This is a genomic window from Paenibacillus donghaensis (assembly GCF_002192415.1).
GTDB classification, from domain to species: Bacteria; Bacillota; Bacilli; order Paenibacillales; family Paenibacillaceae; genus Paenibacillus_AQ; species Paenibacillus_AQ donghaensis.
The window spans coordinates 5,287,012-5,307,513 of record NZ_CP021780.1; the positions used below are offsets into that span (position 1 = coordinate 5,287,012).

Genomic DNA, 20,502 nt, shown 5'->3' on the forward strand with positions numbered 1-20,502 from the left:
TACTATGGCCGCTCAGAACGTCCCTCCGGCTTCTTCAATCAGCTCCAGCGCCTGCTCATAGGTCTCGGCATTCACCACAACGGTCAGCAGGATATTTCTTCCTGTGGGCCCTCCATCCCCGCCATGGCTCATTCCGCTCGCGCTGGTGTCCGCCGCTCTCAGGATACCCGTATATGCGCTCTCGGCTGTCAGCGAGGCCATGCCCGCAATATCGCCTGTCACCGGGTTAATTCCCGAAGCCTCTGCATGCGCCGCGCCAAATCTGCTGAACCGATCAATCGATAACTCAGCCACACGCAGGGATTGCAGTTTTCGGGAGACCCCTTCAGCTTCCTCCGGGCTTTTGAAGTAGGCCAGTATACTTTTTTCCGCCATCACCATTCCATCTCCACTTCCAACTTTATCTTGTTTTTCGCTGAATTCCTTTAGTTATAGTGCCTGAATGACTTGGTTTTTATGCGACTTCGTTTAATAACCTACTCTTCTGCTCGGGTTTCGACATTTTTTTCTTCTCCCCACACTCAATATGGTTCAAAAGTAGTATTTATCAATCTCCTTCAAACTTGTAAGATTAATGTAATTTTCATGTATTTACCAATAATAACCAAGCTACTCTGCATAAGGAGGGGTGAACAAGCTTCAACAAGGCTAATTCAATACCAAAAAAGATGCTGGGGAGGATTAAGAACATGTTCAAAGATTCCATCCGCAAATTCGGCCTGGGTGCTGCAAGCTTTGGTTTGGCAGTATCCATTGTATTCCCTTCCGTACCTACCGTTGCAAATGCTGCTTCCTTTCTGCCTCCGCCGCCAGATTCGGCCGGATTTACTCCACAGCTTGTCCCTAAAGATTTCCCTGCAGATATTTCCGATAAATCCTTTACCGGCCTGCCGCCCTCTTCCTCCCATTCCATTCTTCCGCAGAATTATGCAGGCACAAGCCAGTCCTCCGAGCCTGTAACAGTCATTGTAGAGCTCAGCCATATTCCAGCCAAGGTCGCAGAAGCCCAGAGCTCAGCCGCCAAAAGCTTCTCACCTTCCCTGCAGCGGAATATTCTCCGCTCCGAGCATACCGCCTTCAACTCGGCTGCTGCACGCATCGGCGCTTCAACCGGCCATGAGTACACCGAGATTTTTAATGGCTATGCCGTTACCCTTCCAGGCAACCAAGTGGACAAACTGCTGTCCTTGCCAGGAGTGAAGGCGGTCTATCCCAACCAGACCGTACACGCCCTGGAGACGGAGAGCCCTGCCTTGCCGGCCGCAGGCCCGGCAGCGGACGATGAGCCGATTGCCAACGGCGATCTGATCGGATCGGATGTGCTGAACAAGGAGGGCATTACAGGTGATGGTATTAAAGTAGCCGTTATCGATACAGGGATTGATTATGATCATCCTTACCTTAAAGGCTCCTATAAGGGCGGCTATGATATTGTCGATAATGATAATGACCCTTTTGAGACTAAACCTGACCCTAAATACCTGCCGGTAGACGGCAATCCATACGAAACTTCGCATGGTACCCATGTATCCGGTATCGTCAAGAGCGTCGCTCCTAAAGTGGACATTTACGCCTACCGCGTTCTCGGCCCTTATGGCAGCGGCTCAAATGACGATGTTATCAAGGGCATCGAGCTTGCTGTACAGAATGATGTCGATGTCATCAACCTCTCGCTTGGCTCCGCCTATAACCACCAATATTCCCCGGATTCCATTGCGGTGGATAACGCCGTGCTCGCAGGTGTGTCCGTCTCGATCTCATCAGGCAACTCCGGCCCCGGTGCCGGAACAGTAGGAGCACCGGGCGGTTCGCACCTCGGCATCTCCGTTGGTGCCACCACCACCCCGGCTATTGTGCCAGTCTTCTCTTATGGCACGCTTCCTGATTTCTACGGCAACCTTGGAGTCAACTCCGAGCCGTTTACCGAGGAGCAGAGTGGTTTGCCGATTGTTTTTGCCGGCCTTGGCTCTGCAGAGGATTTCAGCACAGTGGACGTGAAGGGCAAGATTGCGCTTGTTGACCGCGGCGTGCTTACCTTTGCTCTGAAGTCCGAGAATGCTGCTGCAGCAGGTGCAGCCGGATTGCTGATTGCCAATCATAGCGCAGGCGAGCTGACTCCCGGCATCGACCTGAACGCTGAGTCTGTGCCTACCTACGGCATTACCAAGGCGGATGGTGCAGCTATCAAGAGCCAACTGGGTGACAGCACCAATACCCTTACTTTCAAGTTTCAGAATGATACCAAAATCAGACTGGCTGACCTCACCTCCAGAGGCCCGGCACTTCCCGACTATGTGATCCGGCCGGATGTAGTGGCACCAGGTCTGAACGTGCTGTCCTCCGTACCGGTCTGGGAGAGCAAGACCGGTTACAGCAAGTTTAACGGCACCAGCATGGCCAGCCCGCATGTAGCGGGAGCGGCAGCACTGCTGCTGGACTGGAACGGTCAACTGCAGCCGGACCAGATCAAAGCCTTGTTGTCCAATAACGCAACTCCGCTGACCACACGTGACGATGTTAGTTATCCACTGAACGGCCAGGGTGCGGGCTTGATCAATCTGCCCAAAACAATCCATGCTCCGGCGATTGCCCACACCGTGGAATTCCTGGATACCGGCCGTCCCGAAGATCGGCCGTATGACAAATACAGCACAGGACTGCTGTCCTTCGGTCTTCAGGAAGAAGGAACAACCGTTACCAAAACGGTGTATTGGGATAACCTGTCAAAGCAAGCTCAGGAGTATGACGTAAGTGCCCTATGGCTTGCGGAAGACGAGGGTGTTACGCTGGCGGGCATAGGCCAGAAGGTAAGCTCCAGCCAGCCATTCGACCTCTCGCTAAATATTGCTGAAGGGACGGAGGAAGGGGTGTATGAAGCGCTTGTCCTCCTGACCGAATCAGGGGCGGACCCTGACCTAAGTCTGAATGAATCCAAATCACTCATTCTGCCGCTGAGTGTAGTTGTCGGCGACAGCTATGAGCTGGCTCCCGTCACCGACATCGGTCTGAGCACCGAGCTGGGTCTGTTCTCCCCGAACGGAGACGGAATCCTTGATGAGGCAGATCTCTCCTTCGCGGTCAACGAGACCGTAGAGAACCTTCATCTTGAAGTGGCTTCGCTTACTGATCCGGCTACTGTTGTAGGCGACGTATATGCTGCCGGCGAAACATTCTATAAAGGCACCTACGAATATCTGAAATGGGACGGAACGGTAACCGGTGCCGCCTCAGGCCAGAAGGTGAAGCTTGAGGACGGTTACTACACAGTTACACCGGTGCTGAATGACGGCATCCGCTTGGAGGATGAAGCGGCTCTCATCATCATTGACACGGAAAGTCCGGTCGTTTCAGGTATTACGCTGAATGAGCTGCCGGCAGAAACCAATCAGCCGCGAACCGGATTAGTCACTGGCAAGATCGTTTCTGACCTGCTGGTTGATCTACTGGCTCCCGGAGATGACCCGAATAAGCTGTTTGGGGTTGCGGCCATCTATGAAGGCGAGGATGGAAAAGCACTGCAAGCCAATGGACTCATAGCTCCGAGCGGAGAGTTTGGCATTGAGGTTCCGCTGGCAGAAGGCTTAAATGAATTCTACATTTATGTGTATGACTATGCCGGCAACGGACAAGCGGATTATGCTCAGCTGTTGCGGTATAATACGGGTGCCGATGCCGTAAAAGTTACTCCGGCTGTCTCCTCCCCTGAAGTAGAGGTAGGCAAGCCTGTTACTGTAAGCATCGGTTTCTCTGCAACAGATGCTGTATATGGAGCTTCATTTAACCTCGCATACAGTGGAGAGCTTGATCCACCAGTAATTGTTCCAAGCGTACAGCTGGCTACCTATCAGGAAGCTCAGTTCCCTGGTGTGCCGTTGAGTGAATATTCAGGCACGCTGAAGCTTGCGGATGGACGCAATGTACAGCAATACGGCGTGCATCTTACCGATGGGGCGTACAGCGGATCCGGCAGCTTGGCCGAGTTCGTGTTCACTCCACAGAAGGCAGGCACTTATTCATTTGTACTATCAGATGTACTGATCTGGAATGATGGGGTAACAGCGACTGTCCCTGCCGGTTTGTCTACCGTGGAAGTAAAGGTGGTTAAGCCGACTACGACTCCGGCACCGACTACAGAGCCGACACCGGAGCCTACCCCTGTTCCTACGGCAACACCAGTACCTCAATCACCTTACAACCCTTATTCTCCATCGGGTGTAACCACCAGCGGCAGCTCACTCCTGAAGTCAGGTCAGTTGACCGTAACAGCGGATGCAGCTGGCGGATTGCCTGCCGCCTCCTATCAAGTTTCCGAAGCAGCTGTCACAGCTGCACTGAAGACTCCGGTAGCAGGATCCGTTGTAATTGATCTCAGCGATGTGAAGTTTAGCCAATATGCTCAGGTAGGGATCAGCTTCTCTGCTGCACTCGCAGAGACACTGAAGACTTCCGGGCATGGGCTTGTGCTGCAAGGCGGGGAATTCGCGCTGCTGCTGCCGGCTGCAGCGGTGAGTGATTTCATTACCACCAGCGGACTGACCGTGACATTGTCTCAGCAAGCAGGTACGGATACCGCAGCAGTGAAGGGCAGTACTGCCCTCATTGATATCGGCTCCTCCCTGCTGACCATCAAGAACGGCTGGACAACCCAAACACCTGTCAGCGTTCAATTGGCGCTGAACAAGGATGGCCTGCGCAATGTCAGCAAAACAGCAGCCTACCAGGTAGCAGCAGACAATACATGGTCCTATCTGCAGGCAGGTACACTGCCTAAGAAAGATGTGCTGCAGTTTGTGATCACCGGCGACGGCACCTATGGTGCAGCCTCCTTCAACACCACCTTCAAGGATATCGCCAGCCACTGGGCGAAACAAGATGTTGAAGTACTCGCAGCCCATGGCATTGTAGCCGGTAAAGGAACGGACGGCAGCTTCAAGCCGGGCGATTCCCTTAATCAGGCAGAGCTGCTGACGCTGTTCGACCGATTACTTGAAGGCAAAGATACCTGGTCGAGCCGTATTAAAGAGAACGGCGCAAGGGACGTGCTGACGCGTGAGGAAGCGGCCGTTATTCTGGCCGAGGCACTGGATGCCGATCTTACCAAAGCGGGAAGCACCGTCTTCCGCGATGCGGCCTCCATCTCGCCGCAAGCCGTACAGGCGATTGCCTATGCGGTCGGCAAAGGCTATCTGCAGGGTGAAGGGTCTAATACCTTCAATCCCAAAGGCACCCTGACACGGGCGCAGGCCGCTGCGATTCTCCACCGTGTATTGGATGATTTAAGATCTTAATCACCAGTTCTGATTGATTCTGTTGGATAATTAACAGGGACTGTCTCGGAAGTAGATGATTCTACGGATGAGACAGTCCCTGTTTGTGCTTTCAGCCTTTAATTTCGCGTTAGGCCGCTCAGCGTGTATCCGCCCCCGGAGCCAAGTTAACTCAGATGTTTTTTGGGACGCTCCATTCACCGGGTTTTGATCCACTGGCAAATTAACAGTGAATTCTGGTTACTCCTTGCTTCCAGACGCATATAGAATGTTACCCTGGAACGTTCAACGCAAATAGATGCGAAACTGCAACTAATTTTAGCTGAAACCCCTGTCAGAAGGCAATTAAGTGCGATATTGCAACTAATTTCGAGTAAATCACTCCCCTTACGTTCCAACGCCTGAATTAAGTGCCTTATTGCATCTATTTGCTCCAAAACGCAAAAAATTCGTAAATTAGATGCGTTTTCGCAACTAAATCAATGGTTCCTCATCGCTTGCTGCACTGCATGGATTGCAAAGTAACATTACTCTTAAGGCTGGTTGATTAAGCGAGGTTAGCACATGATGGGCCGAATACGCTCGGGCGGGCGATACCGGACATTTGATCTGATTAGCAGCAGAGTTCAAACAGGCATACTCACAGCGTTCATCACAGCGTGCATCACTGCGTGCATCACTGCGTACATCCAAGCGGGCGTTCCACCTTGCAGCACCAGCCCAGCACAAAGAGACCCTGAAGCCATTATTGGCTACAGGGTCTCTTAATCTTTCTTAATCGCCGCGGAACGCTCGTTTCACACGGTCAAAGAAAGACTGCTCATGCTCATGTGTGTTCTCCCCGTTATGGGAGGCAAACTGGCGGAGCAGATCCTTCTGCTCTTCGCTGAGCTTGCTTGGAGTCACGACGATCACTCTTACATGCTGATCGCCTTGGCCGGTGCCGCGCAGGCGCGGAACGCCTTTGCCTTTCAGCCGGAAGAACGTTCCGGTCTGTGTACCGGCCGGGATCTTCAGCTTGACCTTCTCGGTCAAGGTAGGAATCTCAATCTCATCGCCCAGCGCCGCCTGCGCAAACGTAAGCGGAACCTCGCACATAATATCGTCGTTCTCACGCTCGAAGAAATCATGCGGCTTCACGCGGATGACAATATACAGATCGCCCGCAGGACCGCCGCGCAGACCGCCTTCACCTTCGCCGCTCATCCGCAGCTGTGCACCGTCGTCTACGCCGCCGGGAATGCGTACATGGATCTTACGCTGCTTCTTAACCTTGCCGTTGCCGGCGCAGGTTGGGCATTTCTCCTTGATGATCTTGCCGGCGCCGCCGCAGCCTGAGCAGGGACGGCGGTTGCGCATCTGTCCCAGCGGTGTGTTCTGTACGAACTCCTGCTGGCCGCTGCCGTGACATACGCCGCAGGTCTGTGGTTTCGTGCCTGGCTTCGCTCCGGAGCCAAAGCAGGTATCACAGGTCTCCGTACGCGGAATCGTAATATCGGTTTCCTTGCCGAACACCGCTTCCTTGAATTCAATGGTCATGGTGTACTGCAAATCCCCGCCGCGCTGCGGGGCATTCGGATCACGCCGACCGCCGCCGCCAAAGAACATATCGAAGATATCGCCTAGGCCGCCGCCGCCGAAATCGCCGCCGCCGCCGCCCATTCCCTGATTGGGATCAATATGCCCGTACTGGTCATATTGGGCACGGCGCTGGCCGTCGCTCAGCACGTCATAAGCCTCTTTGACTTCCTTGAATTTAGCCTCTGCATCACTTGCCTTGTTTACGTCCGGGTGATATTGGCGCGCCATCTTGCGGTACGCCTTCTTCACCTCATCCTCTGAAGCATCTCTGCCAACGCCAAGCACTTCATAAAAATCACGTTTATCTGCCACTGCCTTCACCTCCGCACATCCATACTATACTATGCTTCTATAATTCCCCTGTAACATGTCAAAAGGAAAGCCAAAGCACGGGATGCCCCGGTTTGACCTTCCCTTCTGGCCCATACAAGGATGAATCAGCCGGAGGCCAATCATCCTTATACTATTTGCACGTATCGTTTAAGGTTACCCTTGATTCTTCTCGTCGTCAACAACCTCATAATCAGCGTCGACTACATTGTCTTTTCTGGCATTGCCTTCAGCAGCACCAGCGTCGCCTTCAGCACCCTGCTCAGCCTGGGCAGCCTGTTCATACAGCTTCACAGACAGCTGCTGTACGATCTCTGTCAGCACTTCTGTAGCGGCTGTGATTTCTTCCAGGTTGTCGGTTTCCAGTGCAGCCTTCAGCTTGTCTTTGGCTTCATTGGCTTTCTCTACATCGGCAGCATCGGCTTTGTCGCCCAGATCCTTGATCACTTTGTCTGTCGAGTACACGAGCTGGTCAGCACTGTTCTTCGCTTCCACCAGTTCTTTACGCTTGCGGTCTTCTTCAGCGTGAAGCTCGGCGTCCTTCATCATCTGTTCAACCTCGGCATCGCTCAGACCGCTCGAAGAAGTGATAGTGATCTTCTGGCTCTTGTTGGTACCTTTGTCTGTTGCGGATACGTTAACGATACCGTTGGCATCAATGTCAAACGTAACCTCGATTTGCGGCACACCGCGCGGAGCCGGTGGAATGTCACCCAGCATGAAGCGTCCCAGTGTCTTGTTGCCGTTCGCCATCTGGCGTTCGCCCTGCAGCACGTGAATTTCCACGCTTGGCTGATTGTCGGCAAAGGTGGAGTACACCTGTGATTTGCTGGTTGGGATTGTAGTGTTGCGTTCAATCATCTTCGTGAACACGCCACCTGCAGTTTCGATACCAAGGGACAGTGGAGTTACGTCGAGCAGTACAACGTCTTTCACGTCACCGGTCAGTACGCCCGCTTGAACGGCAGCACCCAGGGCAACCACTTCATCCGGGTTTACACCTTTGTGAGGGTCTTTGCCGGTAAGCTTCTTGATCGCATCCTGTACGGCAGGAATACGGGTAGAGCCCCCTACCAGCACGATGCGGGTCAGGTCAGCAGGTGTCATGCCAGCATCGGTCAAAGCCTGACGGGTTGGTCCCAGTGTGCGTTCTACCAGACCGGCAGTCAGCTCATCGAATTTCGCGCGGGTCAGGTTCAGCTCCAAGTGCTGCGGAACGCCGTCAACCACAGTGATGAACGGGAGGGAGATTGTAGTAGTCAACACGCCGGACAGTTCTTTCTTCGCTTTCTCAGCAGCATCCTTCAGGCGCTGTACAGCAGATTTATCCTTGCTCAGGTCAATGCCCTGTTCTTTTTTGAATTCGGACACTAGATGATTCATGACCACTTCGTCAAAATCATCGCCGCCCAGACGGTTGTCACCGCTGGTAGCCTTAACTTCGAAGAAGCCGTCGCCCAGCTCAAGGATCGATACGTCAAACGTCCCGCCGCCAAGGTCATAGACAAGGATCGTTTGGTCTTCGGATTTCTCCAGACCGTAAGCCAATGCGGCAGCTGTTGGTTCGTTCACAATACGCAGCACTTCCAGACCGGCAATTTTGCCCGCATCCTTGGTAGCTTGACGCTGGCTGTCATTGAAATAAGCCGGAACGGTGATAACCGCTTGGGTTACAGTTTGTCCCAGATAAGCTTCGGCATCGGATTTCAACTTTTGCAGAATCATGGCCGAAATTTCCTGTGCGGAATAATCCTTGCCATCGATGCTTTCTTTATGGGCAGTACCCATGTGGCGTTTGATCGAGCTGATCGTACGGTCAGGGTTGGTGATCGCTTGACGTTTAGCCGTTTCGCCGACGATCCGCTCGCCGTCTTTCTTGAAGCCTACAACCGAAGGGGTTGTACGCGCGCCTTCTGGGTTAGGAATAACTACGGCTTCGCCGCCTTCCATAACCGCAACGCAGGAGTTGGTGGTTCCAAGGTCAATACCGATAACTTTACTCACTGTAATTTGCCTCCTCAATAAATTGTGTGGAGCCTGGCTCCGTTAGAATAAGATCCCGGTCTATATAGACAGACTAGCTGCTGACTTTGACCATGGCCGGACGAAGAATTTTATCTTTCAGGAGATAGCCCTTCTGGACCTCTTCCGTCACGATACCTTCCTCGTACTCCTCGCTCTCCACCTGCATAATAGCCTGATGGTATTCAGGATTAAAAGGCTGTCCTACCGTTTCCATTGCCGTAAGTCCTTCTGCCTTCAGAACACCTTCCAGCTGGCGGAAAATCATGTTTACGCCTTTGGAGAAAGCTTCAAATTCCGGATTGACGGGAGTAGTCAGCAGCGCACGCTCAAAATTATCCAGAACCGGCAGCAATTCAGCTACAAGCTTGGAGGTGGCATACTGGGCCAGATCTTCTTTCTCCTTCTGGGTGCGGCGGCGGAAGTTATCGAAATCAGCCTGTACACGCAGCGCGCGCGCCTGATGTTCATCCGCCAGCTCCTGCAGACGCTGGGCGTCTGCGCCGGGAGCCGAAGCCTCCCCGACCTGTTCGGCAGCTACGGACTCAGCCTCACCGGCTGCTTCCGCTTCCTCTGCCGCTTGCTCTTCATTTATCGCAGGATCTTTAATTTCATTAGTGTCTTGAACTTGTTCCTCTTTCAAGTTGTCTTCACCTCCTTAGAATCATTCCGTAAACCATTATCGCTCTGTTCACTTATACCAGTGTGCCAGCATCGCTGTCAAATCCCGCGATAAAATGCCCAGAATTCCCATCACCCGCGCATACTCCATCCGGGTCGGACCGAGAATGCCGATGCTGCCCAGCGGCTGCCCGTCAAGGGAGTAGGTGGCTGTAATCAGACTGCAGCTGGCAAAAGCCTCATGGTCGTTCTCTGTACCGATCCGCACCTGGATCCCCGGACCGCCGGCGGCGGGCGAGAGCATCTTCAGCAGTGTCGGCGTTTCCTCCAGCAGATCCAGAATGTGCTTCACCTTGTCAACATCCTTGAATTCAGGCTGGTTCAGCATATTCGTAGCCCCGCTGAGGTAGATGCGCTGCTCCTGATCGCTTTCCAGCGCAGTGTCGAGCACCTGCATTAATTCTTCATAATGAGAGATATGACGCTGCATCTCTTCGCCAAGCTCGGAGTAGAGCCGGGTCTTCAGCTTGTAGAGCGGCACATTCACCAGCTTGCTGTTCAACAGATTGACCACCTTCTCCATTTCGGAGACGGAAATCTCCGGCGGGATGCTTACGGTCCGGTTCTCCACCTGTCCGGTGCTGGTGACGATAATCGCTACAGCGGTTCTGTCGTCCAGCGGCAGCAGCTGAAAGTGGCGCAGTGAAGTATGAAAGACCTCCGGTCCCAGCAGGATGGAAGTATAATTTGTCATATTGGAGAGCACCATTGCGGCGTGCTGGATCACTTGCTCCATCGCATTCAGCTTCTCGGCAAAAAAAGCGCGGATCGTGCCCATCTCGGCAGATTCGGCGGAATTCCAAGGCACCAGATGGTCCACATAATAACGGTAGCCTTTATGGGACGGTATCCGGCCTGCCGAAGTGTGGGGCTGTTCCAGATACCCCAGGTCCTCCAGATCGGCCATTTCATTGCGTATAGTAGCAGGGCTGTAGCCTACATCACCCCGTTTGGAGATGCTGCGCGAGCCAACAGGCTCAGCCGAGGAGATATAATCATCAACAATAGCATTAAGTATCATTCTTTGGCGTTCTGTTAACATTAGTATTCCCTCCATTCGGCATTTTGCTCACCATCGTTAGCACTCGCATTAGATGAGTGCTAACCGCTAATACAAAAATACCAAACTGACCTTGCCATTGTCAAGTCAGTTTGGCGCCTATCATTCAGCTTTTGCTATGGTCTTATGTTTAAGCTATGCGGGCCATGCCCGCCTGCCGGTTTAACCGAGAATCTTCAGTACGGCGATTTCATCGCAGGCATTCTGCTTCTTGCAGTTGATGCAGTCCGTCCAGACCTTCTCGGGGAAGATCTCCTTCTGCACCACTTCAAACCCGTTGCGGACAAAAAAATCAACGGCGTAGGTCAAAGCCATCACCTTCGGGATCTTCTGCCGTGCGGCTTCCTCAAGCAGCTTCTTGAGAATCTTGGAGCCTACGCCCTTGCCTTTGCCTTCATCCCGCAGGCCGATGGACCGGATCTCTACAAGATCACTGCCCAGTCTGAACAGCGAGCCGCAGCCGATAAACTTGCCGTCCAATTCCGCAATTACAAACTGATCGATCTGGCGAGTCAGCGCCTGCCGTGAACGGGGCAGCATGATACCGCGCTGAGCATATTCCTCTATCATCAGGTACAGCGGTTCAACATCTTGCGCTGTAGCATTTCTGCATATTACTTTGGCGTCTTCCTCGGGAGACGTATGGCGGATCATTTCCGTTTTGGCAAGCACTCTGAATCACCCCTCTGTTAATAATATGAATAAATATACAACAGAGTGAATTACAATTCAAGAGTTATTTCAAATTGAAACGACTTCGCCGTCCTCTGAAAGAGCGGCATCCGTTTCAGTGCGAAATAGAAGGATAATTTATGGCGTGCAAGCTATACATTCTTCTATATAAAAATTAAACCTCTGTCAGCGCGCCGACAAATTCGCCGAATACATCGTTCCCAAACAGGATTCCCTGCTTGCTAAGCCGGTAGGTGCCCCCGTCGTGCTCCAGCAGTCCGGCATTCACCATTTTATGCAACGGCTTCGCAAAAATGTCCAGCAGCGACTTGCCAAACTGCTCCCGGAACGCCTCATCCGACACCCCTTCCCGCAGCCGCAGGCCGACCATCATGAAGTCCTCCATCGCCTCCGGCTCGGTCACCTCAAAAGCATTCAGACGCGGCAGACCGCTCTTCGAGGCTTCAATATAAGGATTCACACCCTTCACATTGACGTGCCGCTGCCGCTTCACATAACCATGCGCTCCGGCTCCAAGGCCGTAATAATCCTGGTTGCGCCAGTAGGTGATGTTATGTCTGCTCTCCATGCCGGGCTTGGAGAAATTACTGATCTCATATTGGTTATACCCGGCAGCTTCCATAGAAGACATCAGCAGCAGGTACATCTGCAGTTCGTCCTCCTCACTGGGCAGCGGCAGCTGGTTCTTGTTGAACATCGTGTGGAACAGCGTATTCTCCTCCACCTTGAGGCTGTAGATGGAATAGTGCGGCAGCTTCAGCTCCAGTGCTTTGGCGATGCTCTGCTTCAGCATGTCTACGCTCTGGTTCGGCAGGCCGAACATCAGGTCAATGGACAGGTTGTCCAGGCCCGCCGCACGCGCATTCTCCAGGCTGCGGTACACATCGTCCACATCATGAATGCGGCCAATGCCGCTCAGCAGCTCATTCTGAAAGGCCTGGACGCCGAAGCTGACCCGGTTCACGCCGCCCGCCTTCATCACGGCCAGCTTGTCGGGGGCAGTTGTTCCGGGGTTCGCCTCCATTGTGAATTCAATCTGCTCATCCCACTGCGGGAAATGTCTGCGGATGGAGGCCAGGAAATAGGCCATCTCATCCGGCTTCAGCACGGTTGGCGTTCCGCCGCCCACAAAGATGGTCTTAATGACGCCGGGCGGTGTTGCCTGGACCGTCATCTCCATCTCCCGGTCCAGCGCACGGAGGTAATCCATCACCGGCTGATCCTTCAGGACATAGGAATTGAAGTCGCAGTAGAAGCATTTATTCGTACAAAAAGGGATATGGATGTATATAGCCTCAGGGGGACGGCCATTCGTATGTGTTGTCATCAGCTGTCTCCTTTATTAGTTAGAAATGATATCGGGCATAAAAGCCAGAAAAGGGAAGCCCTCAGGCTTCCCTTGCAGTGGTTGCTCACAGCTAGTCTATTTCCAGCACAGCCATGAAGGCTTCCTGCGGCACCTCAACGCTGCCGACCTGCTTCATGCGCTTCTTGCCTTCCTTCTGCTTCTCCAGCAACTTCCGCTTACGCGAGATATCGCCGCCGTAACATTTGGCAAGGACGTTCTTGCGCATCGCCTTCACGGTCTCGCGCGCCACGATCTTGGTACCTACCGAAGCCTGGATTGGCACCTCGAACATCTGGCGCGGAATAATCGCGCGCAGCTTCTCGCAGATGATCCGGCCACGGTTGTAGGCGCGGTCCCGGTGGACGATGAAGGACAAGGCATCGACCTGCTCATTGTTGAGCAGAATATCCATCTTGACCAGATTGGAGCGCCGGTAACCGCACACCTCATAATCGTAGGAGGCATATCCTTTGGTGCCCGACTTCAGCTGGTCGAAGAAATCATAGACGATCTCCGAGAGCGGAATCTCATAAGTGATAGTAACCCGGGTTGTATCCAGGTATTCCATGTTGATGAACTCGCCGCGTTTGTTCTGGCACAGCTCCATAACCGTTCCTACGAAATCATTGGGCACAATGATCGCTGCCTTGACATAAGGCTCTTCAATGTAATCGATCGTGCCAATCTCGGGATAGTGCGACGGGTTATCGATCTGCAAGGTTTCGCCGTTGGTCAGCATAATCCGGTAGATAACGCTTGGCGCGGTTGTAATCAGCGGCAGATTGAACTCGCGTTCGATCCGCTCCTGAATAATCTCCATATGCAGCAGGCCCAGGAAGCCGCAGCGGAAGCCGAAGCCCAGCGCGCTGGAGCTCTCCGGCTCGAAGCTGAGGGAAGCGTCATTCAGCTGCAGCTTCTCCAGCGCTTCGCGCAGGTCGTTGTAATCCGAAGTTTCAATCGGGTACAGACCGCAGTAGACCATCGGATTAATCTTGCGATAACCAGGCAGCGGCTCTGCTGTAGGATTCTTGGTATCTGTTACAGTATCACCGACACGGGTGTCACCAACATGCTTGATCCCGGCCACGATGAAGCCGACATCACCGATATTGAGTTCATTGACGATCGTCATGCGCGGCATGAACGCTCCAACCTCGATGACCTCAAAGGTCTTCTCGGTGGCCATCATCTTGATCTTAGAACCGGCACGGATGCTGCCGTCGATCACCCGCACATAGACGATAACGCCTTTGTAAGGGTCAAAATGCGAATCGAAGATCAGCGCCTTCAGCGGCGCCTCCGAATCACCGGTTGGAGCCGGAACCTGCTTCACAACCTGCTCCAGTATCTCCTTGATCCCGATGCCGGACTTGCCGGAAGCCATTACAGCTTCGCTGGTGTCCAGTCCGATCACATCCTCGATCTCCTGCTTGACCCGGTCCGGGTCTGCGTTCGGCAGATCGATCTTGTTCAATACGGGCAGTATTTCCAAGTTGTTGTCCAGCGCCAGATACACGTTGGCAAGCGTCTGGGCTTCAATGCCCTGGGCTGCATCCACGACCAGCAGCGCGCCCTCACAGGCGGCCAGGCTGCGCGAGACTTCATAAGTGAAGTCGACGTGCCCCGGTGTGTCGATCAAATTCAGGTAATAATCAATTCCATCGTCTGCACGATAGGTGAGTCGAACCGCCTGCAGCTTGATTGTAATTCCGCGCTCACGCTCCAGATCCATCTGGTCGAGCACCTGCTCCTGCATTTCACGCGAGCTGAGTGCTCCCGTGTATTCCAATATACGGTCAGCCAATGTCGATTTACCATGGTCTATATGGGCAATAATCGAGAAATTGCGGATTTGTTGTTGTCTTTTCTGTACGTCAGTCATTCCTTACCCCCACAGACAGCCTGATATTAATCCTCTTATTATAGCAGTACAAGCTTGCTCCATCAATCCCGCCCGGCCGAAGCCCGCAGAAACGGCCCGCGCTGACTGCTGGTTGTGGGAATCAAGCCTTTATTCAGCGGCTGAATCGAATAAGCTGACGACCCAGCGTATGCCTTTCTGCGAGGCCTGCTGCAGCAGACCGGCCGTCTTGTCCGCCAGCACATCCACCGTTGGCGACTGCTCCTCGGGAACCAGCAGCTGCTCCGGTGTAAGCGTGCTGTAATTGCCAGCCTCCTGCTGGGGCAGCTCCCCGGCGGCAGGCGGCTGCACCGGAACGGCTGTATAAGCGCCTGTGGCAGGATCTACGACCATTGGCACATAGACATATTTCTGGCCGCCTTGTGCCGTGCCGCCTACTTCCTGCCCTGAGCCGCTGGGCTGGACCTGCCCGGATTGTACTCCAGGCATCGGTCCCGTTCCCGGCAGCAGCTCCGACACCTTAACTCCGCTCCCGCCGCTGAACTGCATGCCAAGCAGGATACCGATGCCTGCCCAGATGCCCAATACAACTAGTTTTTTACCAAAACGCGACATAACTGCTCCCCCCTTAAGAATCAGATGCCTGTCAGCTTCCTGCCTTACTGATTGCCGCCTGTCTTCTCCTTCGTCTTCGCTGCCGTTTGGTCCGGTGCGTCCACCTTCTCCGCGTCCTGGCTGCTCCAGTACACATCGGCGATGGCATCGGCCAGAATATCAGCTGTACGCTTCAATTCATCCGCCGAATTATCAATGCCGCCAACCTCGATCAGCACGCTTTTATCCGACAGGGTCTGGTTGTATTCGCCGTTATTGCCGCCTCCGGCCGATTTGCCCCAGATACCGCGCGATACGCCGGGATAATTCTTCTCCAGCAGCTGATGAATCTGGTTGGCGAACGCCTCATTCTTCTTCCAATTCTTATTCGCATGTCCGAGGATAAAATACACCTGGGCATAATTTTCCCCGCCGATCACCGCGGTTGTCTTGCCATGGCGCTGCGAATCGCGGTGAATGTCGATCATCTGGCTCAGTTCCTGGTTCTCCGCCATTGCCGCCTTGACCGTCAGCCGCGAATATTTATAAGAGAAATTCCAGCTGTAGTCGGGCACCTCGGTTGCATAGTCATCCTGGGCATGAATCGCGCCGATGCCGCGCTGCTCCAATCTTTGGGAGAGATAAGTCCCCACCAGCATTACATTCTTAGACGGAACAGCCGAGCTTGGATTGTCGCTTGTCGCGCCGAGCAGAGGGTTGTAGGCCTCCCGGGGGTGGGAATGATAGATCAGAATCCGTTTGATTGACGTGTCCGCAGCAGCTTCTCCACTACCCGGCGATGCACCTGGCCCACTCTCCGGCTTGTCCGGCAGAGGGGGATCGGTCGGCAGCGGCTCAGGCGTAGGTTCCGCCGGCTGGTCCGGCTGGTCTACCGCATCGGTTGCCTCGGGAACATGACCCGGGTCCGTTTCATCGTGAGCCAGCTCATCTGTTCCCGGGTGGTAATCCGCCGGAGCGCCGCCGGTTCCGCCGGAGCCGCTCCGCAGCAGGAAGGGATCGTCAGCCGCAAGGCCCGGCACCTCCGGGGCGAGCAGGCTCTTCGGATCATTCGGGTTCACACTGGTCAGGAGCTGGAGCGCAAAGGACGAAATCTTTTTGCCCGATAAAGCGGAAGGCTCCTTCCCCTGCGGCAGATGCGGCACCTCCATGCCCAGTATATCCATAAAAAATCCGCTTGAGAGCGAGGCGGCCAGCCCCTTCATAGAAGGAATTGGCGAAGAGCCAAGCTTCTGGCCGGCCAGCCCGCCCGCTCCCAGCAACATAAAGAACACCAGTGAACCTGCGGCCAGCAGCAGCATTGTTTTGCCAAGGGACAGAACATCAAGCACCCTGCCGCGCAGGCGTCCGATATTCCATAACTGGAACCATTTTTTATTCATAGTTGTCATGTCCTCCTTAAACCCTGAAATCTCTTATACTCCAAATCTATGAGCAGAACTCATTCGCTAGAACCGCAAATGAAAGAGAAGACAGAAAGGAGGACCTGGCCGCTCTCGCGACCTGACTCCCCTGGTTAAACCGGCAGAGATTAATGCGTATAAGCTCCGACGTTGTCAGGATCAACCGCATCATGCAGCGCTTCGTTCAGTCCGCTAGCTACGATATTGGCAATCACTTCAATAAACTCATCGATTTCCTTCGGGGTCACGATCAGATCATGCCCCAGCGGCTCCAGCACTTCCTTCACCAGAGACAGCCGCTCCTGCTCAGAGATATCGTCCAGCATGCCCATGATTTCTTTGGTGGGGGCACCCTGGCCGAAATGATTCTTCATCATTTCCAGTACATTGTTCACAATCGTGGAAGCATAACAAACGGTAGGGACGCCGATGGCGATGCAGGGAATCCCCAGAATCTCCCGGGTCAGCCCGCGCCGCTTGTTGCCGATGCCCGATCCGGGATGAATGCCGATATCAGCAATCTGTATGGTTGTATTAATCCGCTCCAGCGAACGGGAAGCAAGGGCATCAATCGCAATGATCACATCCGGCTTGGTGCGGTCTACAATGCCTTGTACAATCTCGCTGGATTCAATTCCGGTCAGCCCCAGCACGCCGGGAGCAATCGCGCTCACCTTGCGGTAGCCGGGCGAAATCTGGTCAGGCATCAGCTCATAGAACTGCCGTGTGATCAGCGAGTTCTCCACCACCAGCGGTCCGAGCGAATCCGGGGTAACATTCCAGTTGCCCAGCCCGACGATCAGAATAGAGGATTCTTTGCCGATCCCGATCCGGAGCAAGAAGCGCTCGAATTCATACGCAAAGGTCTCGGACACCTTCTGCTGCAGCCCGCTATCCCCGCCGCGCAGCGCGGGCACCTCAAGCGTTACATAATTGCCGATGGCCCGGCCAATCGCTTGTGAACCGGCCTCAGTGGCGACTGCAAGCCGCGTAACCTTGATCCCGTCTGCTTCTTCCACCTCTTCGTTAACGCCGGGAATCGGCGTTCTCTGCGGACCTTGGGCCATTTCTTTGGACTCCAACGCAAGGTCGGTGCGTACTGAGTAGAGCTGAAGATCGAGTGACATTGCTATATCAGCCTCCTGTAATTCCTTTTTGCTGATAGTGTGCGAGAGAAGGGTAATGTTTATGCAGCATTGGGAAGGGTTAATTTGAAACGTTAAAGTATTGCATTTTGGACCTGGTCATGCTAAGATATTTGAAGTTGTGAATTATTGAGATTTGTATGTCTTACAGGAGGTGAATGTAATGCCAAATATTAAATCCGCGGTTAAACGCGTCAAAACGAACGAAAAACGCCGTGCACTGAACGCTTCTCAGAAATCTGCGCTTCGTACAGCTGTGAAAACTGCTGATCTCGCGCTGGCAGGTACAGAAGTTGAAACTGCTCAGACTGCTTTCCAAGCTGCTTCCAAAAAGCTGGACAAGGCCGTTTCCAAAGGTCTGGTTCATAAAAATGCGGCTGCCCGCAAAAAATCCCGCTTGGCTAAGAAATTGAACGCTCTTACGGCGCAAGCCTAAGGGCGACATTCATAATGAGCGAATAAAGAACCTGACCGCTATGCTGCATACGGTTAGGTTTTTTTGTGTTCTGCCCTCTGCTGCGCATGCAAACACCCCGTTCCTGTTATTCACAGGCAACGGGGTGTTCTTTTATTATCAAGCGTATTGACGATCAGGCACCTAGCTTCAGCATAAACAGCTCCAGCCCCAGCACCTTATCAATTGCCCCAGTCTTCATCTGGTAGTCCAGATCGGCCAGCGCGCTGAGGATCTGCCGCAGCCGCCCGATCTCGAACTTCTGCGCCTGCTCGCCGGCAAGCTTGACGGCATAGGGATGCAGTCCCAGCTGCGATGCAATCTGTCCCTGGGAATAACTGTGGCCTGACAGGTCCTTGACCTGCAGAATAATCCGGAACTGCCGCGAGATCAGCGCGGCAATCTTGATCGGCTCCTCGCGCTGCTTCAGCAGCTCGTACAAGGTGTTCAGCGCCTTATCCAGGCGCAGGTTGGCGATGTCCTCTACCAGCGTGAACACATTCTGCTCCGTGCCGCGGTGCACCAGACTCTCCACCGCCGCCGCATTGACGGTTCCGCCCTGGCCTGCGAACAGGCAGAGCTTGTCCATCTCTGCGGACAGATTCTGCAGCCCGGTGCCTGCGCTTGCGATCAGCAGCTCCGTTGTACCCGGCGCAGACGTGCAGCCGCGTTCGCGGATGCCCTTCTCCACCCAACGCAGCAGCTCCTCGGTGCCGAGCGGATTGAAGGCCAGCACCGTTCCGGCGGCCTTGACGGTTTTGACGATTTTTTTGCGCTCATCCAGCTTGTCATTATTGACCATAAACACGATCACGCTGAAGTCCACCGGATGCTGCAGATATTCGCTCAGGACATCGATCCGGTGCTCCAGCTTGGCATTCTCCTTGCCCGCCGTGAACAGGGACGCATCCCGCACCAGCAGCAGCTTGCGTTCTACCATAAATGGCACCGTCTCTGCTTCCTCCACCACTGCCTGCACCGGTGTCTCGGAGAGGTCGAAGGGGATTACGGCGAAATCGCGGTCCTCCTTGGCAATCAGCTGCTCCTCCAGCATCGATGCGAACTCATTCATCCGAAACTTCTCACTGCCATACAGCAGATAGAGCGGAGAGATTTTTCCTTGCTTGATTTCTTTTGCCGCCGTTTTGGCGTCCATCCCGCCACTTCCTTCATTGATTCATTCATTTCACCCGGTATATCCAAGAGTCCTTATTGTAACAAAAAAACGGCGTTGAAGAAACCTATAGCCCGTAATCCGGTGATGTCTGAGAAGCAACAATAGTTAAAGGCAGATAGCGGTTGGTAAGGGCGGGGCTGTAGGTCACAGTAAGTAGCAGTATGGCGCACTAGGCACAGGCCACAGTAGGGTGCACTAGGGCGCAGGCGCAGTAGGCAGGCCACAGTAGGGTGCACTAGGGCGCAGGCGCAGTAGGCAGGCCACAGTAGGGTGCACTAGGGCGCAGGGCGCAGTAGGGCAACAGGGCACAGTAGAGCAACAGGGCACAGTAGGGCAACAGGGCACAGTAGAGCAACAGGGCACAGTAGAGCAACAGGGCACAGTAGGGGCGCACTAGTGCACTAGGGCTAGGGCACAGTAGGACGCACTAGGACGCACTAGGGCACACTAGGGCACACTAGGGCACACTAGGGCACACTAGGGCACACTAGGGCACACTAGGGCACACTAGGGCACACTAGGGCACACTAGGGCACACTAGGGCACACTAGGGCACACTAGGGCACACTAGGGCACACTAGGGCGCTAGAGCACTAAGCACTAGAGCACTAGTGCGCTATAGCTAACCGTAAGTCGCAGTAACTAACCGTAAGCCGTAGCGGACGGCAGCAAACTTGCAGCAGCCGGGTGGAGGTAACTGTATTTTGCGCAGTTATTTAAGCGATTTGGAAGACCAAAAGATGTATAACTGCATTCCGTACAGCTATATCTTTTCATTTGGCTGCATAACCGTGTTTTGACGAAAAATAACTGCACCAAATACAGCTAAAGTCGTTTTCGGCCCTTTTTTGGCGAAAATAGCTGTACC

Annotated in this window: 14 protein-coding genes; 2 read left to right on the forward strand and 12 right to left on the reverse strand. The window is 53.8% G+C overall.

The features are described 5' to 3' along the window. Positions 1-12: 12 nt before the first annotated feature. The gene (locus B9T62_RS24175) at positions 13-375 is read right to left on the reverse strand and encodes a hypothetical protein (protein WP_087920406.1); all 363 of its coding nucleotides are present in this window, start codon (positions 373-375) and stop codon (positions 13-15) included. A gap of 314 nt (positions 376-689) precedes the next feature. Between B9T62_RS24175 and B9T62_RS41335 the strand changes: the two genes are divergently transcribed. After that, entirely contained in the window at positions 690-5,288 is a 4,599-nt protein-coding gene (locus tag B9T62_RS41335; protein ID WP_169834432.1) for a S8 family serine peptidase, read from the forward strand. A 753-nt stretch (positions 5,289-6,041) separates the two neighbouring features. On the opposite strand, the gene dnaJ is transcribed toward B9T62_RS41335, so the two are convergent. The 10 genes from dnaJ to gpr all read right to left on the reverse strand — a co-directional run bounded on the left by dnaJ (position 6,042) and on the right by gpr (position 17,985). Next, positions 6,042-7,160 (reverse strand): molecular chaperone DnaJ, encoded by a 1,119-nt coding sequence (dnaJ, locus tag B9T62_RS24185; RefSeq protein ID WP_087917625.1) that lies wholly within the window; start codon positions 7,158-7,160, stop codon positions 6,042-6,044. Between the two features lie 174 nt (positions 7,161-7,334). Next, positions 7,335-9,182, reverse strand: a complete 1,848-nt coding sequence (gene dnaK, locus B9T62_RS24190) for a molecular chaperone DnaK (RefSeq protein ID WP_087917626.1) — start codon at positions 9,180-9,182, stop codon at positions 7,335-7,337. A 73-nt stretch (positions 9,183-9,255) separates the two neighbouring features. After that, positions 9,256-9,843 (reverse strand): nucleotide exchange factor GrpE, encoded by a 588-nt coding sequence (gene grpE, locus B9T62_RS24195; protein WP_087917627.1) that lies wholly within the window; start codon positions 9,841-9,843, stop codon positions 9,256-9,258. A gap of 48 nt (positions 9,844-9,891) precedes the next feature. Then, entirely contained in the window at positions 9,892-10,923 is a 1,032-nt protein-coding gene (hrcA, locus tag B9T62_RS24200; protein WP_087917628.1) for a heat-inducible transcriptional repressor HrcA, read from the reverse strand. A 180-nt stretch (positions 10,924-11,103) separates the two neighbouring features. Further along, complete coding sequence (locus B9T62_RS24205) at positions 11,104-11,595, reverse strand: N-acetyltransferase (RefSeq protein WP_087920407.1); 492 nt, start codon at positions 11,593-11,595, stop codon at positions 11,104-11,106. Between the two features lie 193 nt (positions 11,596-11,788). Continuing rightward, positions 11,789-12,961, reverse strand: coding sequence for a radical SAM family heme chaperone HemW (hemW, locus tag B9T62_RS24210; RefSeq protein WP_087917629.1), 1,173 nt, complete (start codon positions 12,959-12,961; stop codon positions 11,789-11,791). 91 nt (positions 12,962-13,052) lie between these two features. Further along, positions 13,053-14,864, reverse strand: coding sequence for a translation elongation factor 4 (lepA, locus tag B9T62_RS24215; RefSeq protein WP_087917630.1), 1,812 nt, complete (start codon positions 14,862-14,864; stop codon positions 13,053-13,055). Between the two features lie 129 nt (positions 14,865-14,993). Further along, positions 14,994-15,458, reverse strand: a complete 465-nt coding sequence (locus tag B9T62_RS24220; protein WP_087917631.1) for a hypothetical protein — start codon at positions 15,456-15,458, stop codon at positions 14,994-14,996. A 44-nt stretch (positions 15,459-15,502) separates the two neighbouring features. After that, entirely contained in the window at positions 15,503-16,837 is a 1,335-nt protein-coding gene (locus B9T62_RS24225; protein ID WP_087917632.1) for a stage II sporulation protein P, read from the reverse strand. Positions 16,838-16,986: 149 nt separating this feature from the next. Continuing rightward, entirely contained in the window at positions 16,987-17,985 is a 999-nt protein-coding gene (gene gpr, locus B9T62_RS24230; RefSeq protein WP_087917633.1) for a GPR endopeptidase, read from the reverse strand. 181 nt (positions 17,986-18,166) lie between these two features. Between gpr and rpsT the strand changes: the two genes are divergently transcribed. Then, entirely contained in the window at positions 18,167-18,439 is a 273-nt protein-coding gene (rpsT, locus tag B9T62_RS24235; RefSeq protein ID WP_087917634.1) for a 30S ribosomal protein S20, read from the forward strand. Between the two features lie 154 nt (positions 18,440-18,593). Here rpsT and holA read toward each other — a convergent pair whose 3' ends face one another. Further along, a complete protein-coding gene (gene holA / locus B9T62_RS24240) occupies positions 18,594-19,613 on the reverse strand; it encodes a DNA polymerase III subunit delta (RefSeq protein ID WP_087917635.1) in 1,020 nt (339 codons plus the stop codon). Between the last annotated feature and the right edge of the window lie 889 nt (positions 19,614-20,502).